Annotated in this window: 12 protein-coding genes; 3 read left to right on the top strand and 9 right to left on the bottom strand. The window is 36.7% G+C overall.

Annotation, left to right across the window (positions count from 1 at the left end; genetic code table 11):
• The first annotated feature begins 3 nt into the window (after positions 1 to 3).
• The 3 genes from VB694_RS16510 to VB694_RS16505 all read left to right on the top strand — a co-directional run bounded on the left by VB694_RS16510 (position 4) and on the right by VB694_RS16505 (position 670).
• Positions 4 to 264 carry a hypothetical protein gene (locus VB694_RS16510; RefSeq protein ID WP_323361425.1) on the top strand — a complete coding sequence of 87 codons (261 nt, stop codon included), beginning with the start codon at positions 4 to 6 and terminating at the stop codon, positions 262 to 264.
• A gap of 72 nt (positions 265 to 336) precedes the next feature.
• Complete coding sequence (locus VB694_RS25325) at positions 337 to 450, top strand: DUF6972 family protein (protein WP_416233487.1); 114 nt, start codon at positions 337 to 339, stop codon at positions 448 to 450.
• Positions 410 to 670 (top strand): hypothetical protein, encoded by a 261-nt coding sequence (locus tag VB694_RS16505; RefSeq protein ID WP_323361424.1) that lies wholly within the window; start codon positions 410 to 412, stop codon positions 668 to 670. The genes VB694_RS25325 and VB694_RS16505 overlap by 41 nt, the downstream gene beginning before the upstream one ends.
• Positions 671 to 698: 28 nt before the next feature.
• Here VB694_RS16505 and VB694_RS16500 read toward each other — a convergent pair whose 3' ends face one another.
• From VB694_RS16500 to VB694_RS16460, 9 genes are all read right to left on the bottom strand, one after another.
• Complete coding sequence (locus VB694_RS16500) at positions 699 to 1,301, bottom strand: hypothetical protein (protein ID WP_323361423.1); 603 nt, start codon at positions 1,299 to 1,301, stop codon at positions 699 to 701.
• A gap of 29 nt (positions 1,302 to 1,330) precedes the next feature.
• A complete protein-coding gene (locus VB694_RS16495) occupies positions 1,331 to 4,426 on the bottom strand; it encodes an ATP-binding protein (protein ID WP_323361422.1) in 3,096 nt (1,031 codons plus the stop codon).
• A gap of 29 nt (positions 4,427 to 4,455) precedes the next feature.
• Complete coding sequence (locus tag VB694_RS16490) at positions 4,456 to 5,859, bottom strand: SecDF P1 head subdomain-containing protein (protein WP_323361421.1); 1,404 nt, start codon at positions 5,857 to 5,859, stop codon at positions 4,456 to 4,458.
• A gap of 484 nt (positions 5,860 to 6,343) precedes the next feature.
• Positions 6,344 to 6,811, bottom strand: coding sequence for a type II toxin-antitoxin system YhaV family toxin (locus VB694_RS16485; RefSeq protein WP_323361420.1), 468 nt, complete (start codon positions 6,809 to 6,811; stop codon positions 6,344 to 6,346).
• A 12-nt stretch (positions 6,812 to 6,823) separates the two neighbouring features.
• Positions 6,824 to 7,144 carry a hypothetical protein gene (locus VB694_RS16480; protein WP_323361419.1) on the bottom strand — a complete coding sequence of 107 codons (321 nt, stop codon included), beginning with the start codon at positions 7,142 to 7,144 and terminating at the stop codon, positions 6,824 to 6,826.
• 137 nt (positions 7,145 to 7,281) lie between these two features.
• Positions 7,282 to 7,710 (bottom strand): tetratricopeptide repeat protein, encoded by a 429-nt coding sequence (locus VB694_RS16475; protein WP_323361418.1) that lies wholly within the window; start codon positions 7,708 to 7,710, stop codon positions 7,282 to 7,284.
• Between the two features lie 19 nt (positions 7,711 to 7,729).
• Positions 7,730 to 8,002 carry a hypothetical protein gene (locus VB694_RS16470; RefSeq protein WP_323361417.1) on the bottom strand — a complete coding sequence of 91 codons (273 nt, stop codon included), beginning with the start codon at positions 8,000 to 8,002 and terminating at the stop codon, positions 7,730 to 7,732.
• A 40-nt stretch (positions 8,003 to 8,042) separates the two neighbouring features.
• Positions 8,043 to 9,251, bottom strand: coding sequence for an FHA domain-containing protein (locus tag VB694_RS16465; RefSeq protein WP_323361416.1), 1,209 nt, complete (start codon positions 9,249 to 9,251; stop codon positions 8,043 to 8,045).
• A gap of 422 nt (positions 9,252 to 9,673) precedes the next feature.
• Positions 9,674 to 11,650, bottom strand: a complete 1,977-nt coding sequence (locus VB694_RS16460; RefSeq protein WP_323361415.1) for a DICT sensory domain-containing protein — start codon at positions 11,648 to 11,650, stop codon at positions 9,674 to 9,676.
• Between the last annotated feature and the right edge of the window lie 406 nt (positions 11,651 to 12,056).

The raw sequence follows: 12,056 nt of genomic DNA, 5'->3' as shown, positions 1-12,056 counted from the left end.
TATTTGGCTTTGGGTGGCTGGTTAGCGATCGCTCCTACTTCTACTTTAATCATGTTTCCACCTCAAGACTACGCCAAAAATTATGGTATTGTCTTCACCGCTTACGGTATGGGTGCGTTAGGTGGAACTTTATTAGCTGGCAGAATTAGGGATATTTTCGGCAGTTACACGGCTTTCTTTTATCCTACTGCGGGGTTAGCAATTGTCGGTATTATCTTGGCTGTCTTTATGCTCAAACGTAGTCATTCCGTGACTAGCTTCTGATAATTTATTAAAAATTACATAAATAGGTATCCCCTATTTATGTTTATTGAATAACACAAGAAAATAAGATATTTGCGAGCAGACGGTAGCAGGATTTTACTTGATTACGCTGAAATTAAAATTATTAAAGGAACAGATTTATATCATGTTATCCCACGTACCAGACCTCGGAAAACAAATTACTGATTGGCAATTTGTAGAATTATGGGTAGATTTGATTGTTTTTCCTCCACGTATTTTGATGTTAGTGGGTGATAAAAACGGTAAGTGCGGGATTTATGATCCAGCCGCAAATTATCAGACAAAATTAGATAATTTAACCTACGATCAAGCACATTCTGTGTTATTAGAAGATGATTATGAACGAGTTGATGGTAGATTATTAGCAGAGGAAGTTATGGATTGATATTTCTGAATTTGAAAACTCATTTGCGCTATATATTTCCATTATCACCATTTACTTCTTGCGGTTCATTTTGAGAAGATGGAGAAAATGTTTCACTACGCAATTGATTAGCTAAATCAGCATTATCATTTGGTATGTTATAGCTATGAGTTTCAGGTTTTTGAATAAGACTAGCGATATCAGGTTTAGGGAAAGTTTGCTCAGGAATTGGAGTGTTTACTCTCAATTCAGGAACAGTTACTCCACTTGCTGTTATGGGTTCTTGTAATTGGGCATACTTATCTTCTGATGGTACTGGACAAGAAGTTAATTCAGGTGGTGATCCTGATATAGTTGGTTGATTTTCAGCAGCAATATCTTTATCAATTTGATCTCGTTTTTGATCATCACTTTGTTCTTTCGCATCTGCAAGTTCACCTGTAGATTTTGGTATTTCTGTAGGATTTTTATTGTTTAAATCTTGAGATTGTTTAGCAAGAGGATCACACTTAGCTTCTGTAGTTTGTACTTGAGAATAGCTAGGTTCATTGGGAACTTCAGGAATAGTTTTATTTTCAGATGCACCATTAACAAAAGCTAAACCAATCATTCCTATTTGTACAGCCTTTTTTAAATTATTGTCATTACTCATAATTTAATTCTCCTATTTTTTCTAAATTTTCAACCAATAAACTGACTTAAAAACTTTTGCTTACCTTCAGTTATCTCAATTGCAGTATCAATAAATAAAGACTTTCTTAACTGCGATGATAAAACTGGAAATAAAAATGGTAAAGATTGAGAAATCCAATCTTCTAAACTCTTTCCTGGTGTTGTTTGTGATTTGCTTAAATACTGGAAAAACTCTTCCTTTTTATTTCTTAAAATATTTGCTTCATACCTAAAAACCCCCGGAAACTCATGTTTACCATACTCAGGATGAGGTAAACCCAACTGCAATAAATGTTGAGGAATTTGACAAATACTCACCCATTGACTTAACACCTCATCCCCAGGATTTAAAATAGCCTTCATCAACAAACCATGAGCAAATTCCACATCTTTACCTAACCAACCATGCACCTTTCCCTTTTCCTGGACTGCTTCCAATGCTAACAAAGAAATGGCACTATTTAAAATTCCTTGAATTTGCTCAACTTGTAAATGATTAACCCCCCTACTCACTAAAATCTTACCTAATACTGGCTTAACCAAATCTAACACAGGAACACCAAAAGGAGCAGCTAATAATTGTAAAATTATATTAGGTTTTAAAGTCTTATATTCTGGATGTTCAGAAAGTATTTGTACCAAATCTGCACCCTGTTCTAAACAGTGCGCTAATAATGGATTTGTGGGACAACCTAAAGGTAAAGCGTACAATTGGGGATATTTTGCTTGAAAACTTCTTTGAAAATAACTTTGAATTTCTGCATCTGTTAACCGGGGATTAAAACCATTAGCAGTATTATCTTTAAAATTCGGCGCATTAGTAATACTGGGTTCAATATTCCCACCAATATAATACAACATTTGCCCAGTTCCTAAAGAAGCTAAAGACTTTTCTTGTTGAGGAGTTAATAACATCGAACGACTTAATGCTTCTCGATTTTTTGCTTCCACAACTCGATGGGCTAATTTAATATTTGTATTTACCATCACATCTGTCACTAAACCATTAGGATTTTGTTCTGCTACCGCAATTCCTTGACCAAAACCGCGCACTTCTGCTAACATATTGGCAAAGTTTTTCACGGCTTTACCTTTAGGATTTGCTTGTTCTTGATTACTAGATTCTGCTACATCACCTAATAAATTATGTGCTTCTTCAATTAATAACAAATGCTTTAATTCTCCCGTTGCTTGATGTCTTCTCGCTGTCCAATATTGATAACAACGATTGAGAATTAAACCCATGATAAAAGCGCGGTCATCGGTATTAGTAATTTGGCTAATTTCCAAAATTACTGGACTCTGCATTAATTCATCAAAAGGTACTGAGTGAGTAGTATTTAACATTCTCCCCAAAGCACCCCGACAGAATTTATTTAACCGCACTGATAAAGCTGCCGTAATTTCATCAGTGGTTTCTTTTTTATAACCCAGTTTGGGAACAATTTCAGGAATTAAATTGATTAAATCAGAGAATTGGGGCGGACTTAATTTACTGTTATCACCTAAAATTGTAAAACCTTTCCTTTTATATGCTTCCTGTATTAATTGTTCAACCACATTAGGCAAAGGTCCCCACATACTCATAGACACAGAAAATAAATCTATCAATGCCCCTAAATGGCTATCTAAATTTATAGTTGGGGCAACTTCAAAAGGATTAAATCTAAACGGTGCTACCCGTTCATCACCCAATGTAAATATTAATAAGTTATTGGTTAAACTCGCCACAGAACGCAGTCCGCGATATTCGGTTTTTGCAGGTTCTAACACCATCCAAGGAATGCGATGTTCCCGCCATAATGTTTCTAATAAATATAAAGATGTGTTGGTTTTTCCACTACCAGGAACACCACAAATTAATAAATGTTGAGTTAATTGTTTTTTGATTAATTCCAGTGAACCAATGCGAATTTCTGACGGTGTGGTGCTGACTTTTTGGGGACGACGGGCATCTTTAGCACCTGGTGCGGAAGGTAAACCCCAGACACCATTTCTATCAGCAATGGGGAGACGAAACACGCTATGTACTTCTTCAGGACTAAATAACCAAGGTAAGCGGATTAAATCATAACTATTTGCCCAACGGTGTACAGTTAAGTCAACCCAATTTTGACAAACTGCCATTTTTTGCGCTTCGGTTTCGGCTTTAACTACCTCTCCACTTCCCCGCAGTTGGGTTTCGGTTTGGGGTTTACCATCAATAGCGGTTTGAAATGCAGCAATAACGGACTGAGGTAAAGCAGACTCAGATATGACGCTAATAGTCATTTCCCAAGGACTGCGCCAATTTGTTTGTAATTTAGTCCATGCTTGAGAAGCCTGTTCTGCTTCTACCAGTTTTTCTTGATAGGTGACACCGCTAGACATGATGCGGTTTTGAGTATTTTCACTGCGGCTAATGCTGGCAATATTGGCATACATCCGCGCTTGTTCTGATAAATATTTATTTTCTTTATCTGTGAGTTGGGTAGGTTTTAAATTAATGGCTACACCTGCGGGGGTAGGATGACATAATAAGGCGCGGAATAATTCTTGAAAGTTGGAATTATTAGCACACCAAGAGTCAATACGCACACCAAAAGCATCGGGAATATCTGCACTGGTGATAGTTTGTAATTTGGTAACAGTGCGGCGAAATTCTCCTATTTGTCCTTGGGGTGAAGGTAAAAAAGGTAAACGCAGTAAAGCTAATTCTTCGGCATTTTGACAAGGTTGGAGAGGGTAGCTATTAGGGAAGGTATCGCGGACTTTGTTAAAAAAGTTACGGGCAGAATTGATGGTTTCCGCTTCGTTTTGTCCTTCGGTTTTACCAACTAAACCAAAGATTAAATCTTGTTCTGTATCACCGCTAGTAATTAAGCGTAAAGAGAGGGTAAAACGACTTTCTCCATGTAGTTGTTGTATCCATCTTTGTTGTGATTGTAGCACTTGATTGAGGGCGGTATCATAACTCATTCCTGTGCGGGACTGTTCGAGGGAGATAATGTCAGGAATTGCGGGAATTATAGCACCCCAAAATATGGCGATGGTTTGGGTTTCGGTGGGTTCAATTGCGACGGATGGGGCGGTGTTGGTTTCCCATTTGGTGAGTTGTGATAGCATATATTTTTATCCAGTAATATTAATTAGAATTAATTAGATTTACAACGATTATTTTTAACTTTTTCTGTTTTTAATACAACAACAGGAGCAGGTAAAGCACCAGAGCGAATTTTACTTGCTAACTCATTTGCTTCTTGTATTTTAAAACGTCCAGTTATCACTGCATTTCCTCCTGTAATACCTGTTGCAGCAAACTCTGGTCCCACACTAGGAGAACTAAGAAGTTCATCATCTAGGAAAATCCCAATACTTCTACCTGTACCGGCTAAATTCTTTGTTAGGTTAGCAAATAATTCACCACCTTCTTTATTAAACTTTAAGCCAATATTCCAATCATTGGAAGAAGTAGGTTCACCAAAAGCATCTATCACATATTTTCCAGTTAGTGGTGGTTGATTATCTTCAAATAATTCTACTATAGCTTTATTAGTTTTTGCTAATTCCTCTTTATTTGTCGTAGATTCAATATTTTGATTATTTAAAGGTGCTTTTTTTTCTGCTTGTGATACCTTTAAGGCTAATAGTTGAGTTTCTGTATTAGGTTTTTGCAAACGAAAATATAGTTGACCTGTATCACCTATTAATCTTTGATATTGTAACATTTCCTTTACTTCTGGTAATTGAATTAAAAGTTGATTAGTGCTAATAGGAATGACTTCTAATTTTTTAAAACCTATATCACTGATTCTTTTTCTAAGGACGTTTCCTACTTGTTCTGTCAATTCAGAAGTTACAGTAGTATATTCTTCATTTGGTTTAACCTCAAGTGTTAACTCTAATCCATCAAATGGACAAATAAAGGATTTTTTGTTAACTGATAAGCGCATAGGAGAAACTAAATTCCATACACCAAAACCTGCTAACCCTACCAAAACCATAGAACCAACACCAATTAAACCAAACTTCCAAGGTGCAATCTTATTTTTACTCTGACTATTAACAACTTGATTAACGGGTGATGAAATTACAGGTTGAGCAGGTGTAGATAATCCGAAAGCTGCGAGAATTTCGCTAATATAATTAAACCGACCTTGTGCAGAATTACCAATCATTCGATTAATAACATCTGCAAATTGGTCACTCACAAAACAATCATCTTCCCAATTCCAACTACCATCAGCATTTTTTAATAAATTAGCTACTTTACCCGTGAGTAATTCAATCATTACGATAGCCAAAGCATAAATATCTTGCTGTATATTTATCTGATTTGCTGGTTGTGGTGTGGGTGTAGCTATAAGTATTATCTGTTGATTATTTTGGATAATGGTATCTAAAGAAATTTGACCATGTACTTGATTTTGTTGATGTAATTGGTCAATTTGTGGAAGAAGTTGACGTAAAATGTTAGTCGCTTCAACTTCAGAAAATCCCTTTCCTTGACGTTGTGCGAGTACAGCGCGTAATGTTTGGTTTTGTGAGTTGTTTTGCATGGTTTTATTGCACCTAATAATGTAATTTTTAGTTGTCTGAATCAGGATGTCCAGGATTAAAGGATTAACAGGATGTAAACTGGGATTTTATCAGCAAGTGTCTAGGTTTTATCTAAAAATATAGTAAATAGTAGGTTGGGTTGAGGAACGAAACCCAACATTACATTTATTCATCTGTTTTGATTGGGTTTTTGTTGGGTTTCACTTCGTTCTACCCAACCTACAAAGCAGGGTATTTTGTAAATAATTATGATTTAAGAACCAATTTTCATCAATAAATTCCATGTTTTCATTATTAGGACTTACGCAAGATGTGACTGAAAACCTTATTCTTGCGTAGGGGTAATTCATGAATTACCCCTACTTTCGTGACCTTTTACGTAAGTCCTGATTATACACAAGTATAACTTCACCAATATTTTGAAATTCCTCTTATACATAATTTTTAACAAAACCTTTTATGAGACATTTTATTACCAAATCTCTATTCAGAATTATCTAAATTATCTTCACTCATACATTCAATCATAAATTGTTCAATGCTTTCAGGAAAATCACCATTTTCAACTTTTTTAGTAAACACTTGGTAACAATCTTTTTTATCTCCCTCTTTGCGCGGAAAACCTAACCACAAAATAATAATTATCTTTTGTTCTTTAAAAACCCTAAAAAACAATCTATATCTTTCTGGTAGTCCCATTTTTTTCAGACGACCATATTTTTGTAAAGGTTTCTGTAAAACGAAATATGATGCAAAAGGGTCTTGGGAAATTTTTTCTTTAATCCCAATATTTAAGGCTTTTAATAATTTAGCGTCTGGATGTTTGATAAATTCCTCTTTGGGTAATTCATCTTTTAATTTTTTGACCTTTTCACGCAATTCTATCCATTGAGTGTTAAATAGTGGGTATAAAAATATTTGCCAACCATTACAAGTAAATGCAGATCCCATATTTCCCACTGTCTATTCCTCAATTTCTAAATCTGCTACTAAATCATCTATTTCTTCACTCATTTCCTGGGTATACATCACCAATTTATCAGGATTTTTCATAGCATCTTGCATGAGAAAATCTAAAAATAAACTTAACATCACACTTTCATCTTCATCATTATTAATATCATCCGTATCTAATTTCACTAACAATGTGTTATCAGATAATACCTGTACATAACCTGAAGCATTAGCTAAATGTGGATAATCTTTAAAAAAAGATTGTGGAAGACGAAATCCGTTTTGATTACCAATCTTTGCAGGATTAATAGGATAAATTTTATCAGTCATAATGTTTTTATGCTACTGGTTTTGACTAAGTTTTTCCAAGATATATAATTTTATTATAACACAAGTTATAACTTATGCCAATTCCAAGTACCATCATTTGACTGTAAGGTTTATTACCAAGATCATCTTCCATAGATTTACCCTGCCATTATTTGCTGAATTTCTATCAACATAGAACGGATTTTTTGATTTCCTGGTTGTAATTTTAATGCTTGATTTAAAGCTATAATTGCTTCTTGATAATCCTGTAAATTAGCCTTTGCAATTCCTAATCCATACCAAGCATCACTATCATTTGGTATTTGTTTAGTTAGCTGTTCCCAGTAGTAAGCAGCTTTGTGGTGATCCTCAATTTCTTCGGCAAATTCTGCCCCCAATCTCATTACTTGAATATAATGGTTTTTGTACATCTGTTGTTGATTTGGATCTTGCTGAACTGCACTATAAGCAATCATCAGTGATTGCTGAAACCTACCTAATTTAAGGCTTAATTTCGCAGACTTCAAAATTTCAGTAGCAGATGTATTAGGATTGATTTTTTGTAAAGAGACAGTTGGGGACAGCATAATTTAATTAACCCGATATTCAACGACGAAAAGTTTTACTACCTAAAGATGTTCGAGTCAAGATTTGCTTCATTTGTTCTTCTGTGTAACCTTTATTTTGCAACAATGGTTTCAGAACATCTTCCACTTGCTTGGATACCATATCATCTAGTTTTTTAGCATCAATTAAATCTAGTGGTGGTATATCTAGTTCTTGTCCTTTCTTTTGTCTTAAAAAGAATATTAATAAGACAATACCAACTACAGGTGTAATTCCCCCAAATAATCCCAAAATCCAATTGAATATGTCCATGATTGAGATTTATGTTTTGATAGTTGTTGTAAATCAATGATTAGTAAGAAAAAGACCTTTGGAAAGCTGAAATACCAGCCGCTATAGATATTAAAAATAACGTTGGTACAACTAACAAACCCATTACTAAAAGAGCATTAGCTTTTTTAGGAACAATCCCCATTGATTCCATAATTAAGGGAGTTAGCCAATATATTTCACTCCATATAGTTAATGGTGTGATAATTATGTAGAAGTTATTACTCTGTGCGGTTAATAGGGTAAGAATAATCGCTAGTATTAACCAAAGACGCATAATAACTGAAGTTGGATTTGGTTCAAAGCGAGTTACCCAACTTACAAATAGGTCTGAACCGTAATTTTCTACTAACAAATAAGTTCTGACGCGATGATAAGAAACAACACAAAATCTTCTATAGTCTGCTTCATCGGACTCGCTGCGTCGAATAGGAAATAGTTCTACTCCTAAAAAAGACTGAGTAGCCGAATCAGCTATATGAGCATCTGTTAAACGAGCAATAAAACAATCAGTATCTTGATACTGTTGCATCTTACTGAGTCTGTCTTCAATCTTATCTATGACAACTTTTTCAGATTCTTTAAAGTCCGGGAGAATGTAACCATCAAAGGAATTAAAGTTATTACCTTTATCATTACTACCAAACCCACTTATCCAAGGGGTATTTCTAAACCCTGTGATCATGTGAAACCAAGTTGCTAAATGCCCTATTCCTTCAAGTTTTGCTGCTTGTTTCTCTACATATTCTCTCCAACTTAATACTTTGCGTGAGTAAGATCGATTTCTATTAGTATTTCTGCTGACAGATGGTTCATCTCTATATTCATAATTACCTCCATTGCTCACTGGTTGTTGAAGCTTGGGAGTAGGGGGTGTATAAACAGGTGGTGGTGGTGGTGCTGGTGCGTTAGAAGCAACGTTTCCCACTGGTGTGACTGTGATAAAAATACCTCCACCGACAGCAATCCGCGTTTCTCTGGTAATTTGGTAGTCGGTAATACGCTGACTATCAATAAATGTACCGTTGCTGCTAACTAAGTCCTGTGCTTGCCAAGTTTGGGTGTATTTGTCAAAATATAGCCGGAGATGGCGATCGCTCACAATGTCAGGATAGGGTAAAGTAATGTCACAACTTGAACCACTGCCAATTATACACTCACTATTAGGTTTAAGTGTCCAGTTTCTATTTTTATCTGTTCCACCTGTTTGTTGTTCGATTTTGAGTTGCATGATTATAAGTTGATAGATGGGTAATTCATGAATAATAGTGAAACAGTTTGATAGTTATTAGCTAAGGGAACTATGCGTAGCCTTAACGTCTACTTAACTAATCGGCTTTGTTATAAATGTTGTAAACAAGAGCTTTATGAAATAATACAATACCAGTAGTGTTAAGTCATACAGAACTATGCTCATTAAAATAATTTGTAATATTTCTAACAGCAAAGTGCAAAGGTGAAGCGGTTTACAGATATGAGCAACTAAGCTGAAAAACTTTTAATTTCTAGGGCGTTGGGCAGACAAGATGCCCACCCCACAGGAGTTTTAATACATACTGAATAATAAATATGCAAGTTAAATGTCCAACGGCTTATCAACGATGATTTAGATAAACCGCTTACAAATTGGATATTTTTTTCCAGAATATGGTCTTAACTAGCTTGAACAATGGGAATAGTGAAATGAAACTGACTACCTTGGTCTTTACCGTTGGACTCTGCCCAAATTTTCCCATTCCAGCCGTTGACTATTTGCCGACAAATCGCTAAACCAAGCCCCGTACCTCCAGCAGTACGACGCAGCGCCCCCTCTTCTTGATAAAAGCGGTCAAAAACTACTTCTAAGCGGTTGGGTTCAATTCCGCGTCCAGTATCGGTTACAGTCACTTCCACGTCATGATTGCGGTTGTGAGTAGCCTTAATGGTAATTTCTCCTTGAGAGGGTGTAAATTTACAAGCATTGTCTATCAGTTTGGCTATTACCTCCACTAGCCAATCACCATCGGCCCTAATTAAAGGTAAAGTTTCGGCGATGTGCGTTTTAATTTTCGGGATTTTTTCCGTTGATGACCGTGTACGCAGTCGGCTAAGGGCTAAATCTACACATTCTTGTAAAGTTAAAGATTCTGGATGCCATTCCACACGACCGCTTTCTAAGTTAGAAAGAGTGAGAAAGTCTTGTACCAGTTTCCGCATTCTTTCGGAGTCAGACAGGGCTGTACTGAGCATTACCTGTTGCAACTCTAAGGGCATATCCGGCTCACTAGCGAGGCTTTCTAAGCAAACTTGAATAGTAGATAGGGGGGTACGCAGTTCATGACCTGTAATGGCTATCAGGTTGCTGCGGGTGCGGTCTAGGGCTTCTAGCTGTTTGTTTAATTCTTCTAAATTAGCAAAAGCTTCGGCTTGAATCAGTGCTGCTCCTACGTGGGTGGCGATCGCTTTAACTAAATCCAATTCTCCAGCTTGCCATTCATGGGATGGTAAACGACAATAATGTAACTCGACAATTCCCAATAGTCGTCCCTGAGAAAAAACCGGTTCTATCAACCAAGAATTAATAGTAAATTTACTGACAATCAAGGAAAGAGATGTAGAACTGGTAACACGATAATCTGTAAGTGTATCAGTAATACAAATACCTTCACCCTGTTGGGTAATTTCTTGAAACAGAGGGTTTTGCCCTAAATGCCAAGTTTGACCCTGCACAGAAACAACATCAGGACTTAAAAATTCGTGTTCAATTATAGTTTGGGCATCGGTAGCTTGAGCGCGATAAATTAGACAGCGATCTGCTTCTAGATGTTGTCCTAATTCTTGAGCAGCTACTTCGAGAACTGCGTGTGGATCAAGCGATCGCCTGATTGCCATGCTAATTGAATTTATCAACTGTTCTTTTCTAGCTTGGGCGGCGAGAGAACGATAAGCTTTATGCAATTTATACTGACTAGCTTGTAAGTAAGTCACCAAGCGCTGTACAAAAGGGTCAGTATCAATATCACAAGCATATTCATTGAGTGATACTGCTTTAGAATTCCTTTTTCCCTTCCCGATGCCAAACCTGCGACGTGCTTGATTAATTTTGTCTGCTAAATCCGGTCTGTAAACCTGAATTCTGTCTAAGATCAATTCTGCGGCTTTAAGGCTGACTTCTCTCTCCGAAGTCCAAATCCCCTCAAATCTTCGCGCTGTGTCCATATCTAAACTGGGGATAATCTCTGGTAACTCCTGATTTTTGGCAATCGAGCCAACGCTTTCTCGACACACCAAACAGGTAGTATAGTTATCAGCGACTACTACTAAATGCCATTCTTGACTCAAAGCATCATCTGGCTCAAAGGCTACCTTCTCATAGTATTCCGAGCTATTGACAAACTCTGTTTCCGGCGCAGATAGCACGTATATTTGATTACTCCGCTGCGAAAGTCGTTGATAGCGATGAGCTTCTTGGCGATAGAATCGCTCTCGTTGGAAACTAGCAATAATCAGGGGCTGATCCAAGGTGACAGCCAAAACCTGATCTTCCATTGCATGAGAAAGCGCCGTCAGTGAAGCCTTGAAATATAACTGGGGACGCAGGTGGGGTAGTGACTGTAGCAAATCACTCAGTACAGAAGTCGAAATGCTCATGAATATCGTTAAACGCCCAATCTAGACAAGATCCACTTCACAGAAGGATTGTAAAAATTAAAACTGTTAGGTGGTCAGTGGTCAGTGGTCAGTGGTCAGGAGTCAGTGGTTAGTGGCACAACTATTACCCATTACCGCTGCCCAATTGGTGAGGGTTAGAAAGCGCCTGTCCAGATATTAACGTGACATACTCCACACACTCCCTTTCAGGTGAGTGTGAGCTTCTCAGGGACTCCTCTAGGAGGACATTAACTGAGCTTTAAAGCCCTATGCCCTAGTGACTTTTGGAGATAATTTTGAACTTTTGCAATAGGCTGCTTTTCAGCATTTAATTGAGTTACACCTATTTGTTAAAATTATATCAAATATTTAAAAAAAAACCAAGAAAGTGTTCATTCCGCACGGG

Source organism: Anabaena sp. UHCC 0451, assembly GCF_034931405.1.
Classification (GTDB): Bacteria; Cyanobacteriota; Cyanobacteriia; order Cyanobacteriales; family Nostocaceae; genus RDYJ01.
Note: the sequence above shows the minus strand (reverse complement) of the source record. Positions and strands in the feature narration are given on the sequence as shown.

Bases quoted from the DNA above. Each gene is read 5' to 3' on its own strand.
- VB694_RS16505 (WP_323361424.1), top strand. From the start codon at position 410: ATGTTATCCCACGTACCAGACCTCGGAAAACAAATTACTGATTGGCAA.
- VB694_RS16500 (WP_323361423.1), bottom strand. From the start codon at position 1,301: ATGAGTAATGACAATAATTTAAAAAAGGCTGTACAAATAGGAATGATT.
- VB694_RS16495 (WP_323361422.1), bottom strand. From the start codon at position 4,426: ATGCTATCACAACTCACCAAATGGGAAACCAACACCGCCCCATCCGTC.
- VB694_RS16490 (WP_323361421.1), bottom strand. From the start codon at position 5,859: ATGCAAAACAACTCACAAAACCAAACATTACGCGCTGTACTCGCACAA.
- VB694_RS16485 (WP_323361420.1), bottom strand. From the start codon at position 6,811: ATGGGATCTGCATTTACTTGTAATGGTTGGCAAATATTTTTATACCCA.
- VB694_RS16480 (WP_323361419.1), bottom strand. From the start codon at position 7,144: ATGACTGATAAAATTTATCCTATTAATCCTGCAAAGATTGGTAATCAA.
- VB694_RS16475 (WP_323361418.1), bottom strand. From the start codon at position 7,710: ATGCTGTCCCCAACTGTCTCTTTACAAAAAATCAATCCTAATACATCT.
- VB694_RS16470 (WP_323361417.1), bottom strand. From the start codon at position 8,002: ATGGACATATTCAATTGGATTTTGGGATTATTTGGGGGAATTACACCT.
- VB694_RS16465 (WP_323361416.1), bottom strand. From the start codon at position 9,251: ATGCAACTCAAAATCGAACAACAAACAGGTGGAACAGATAAAAATAGA.
- VB694_RS16460 (WP_323361415.1), bottom strand. From the start codon at position 11,650: ATGAGCATTTCGACTTCTGTACTGAGTGATTTGCTACAGTCACTACCC.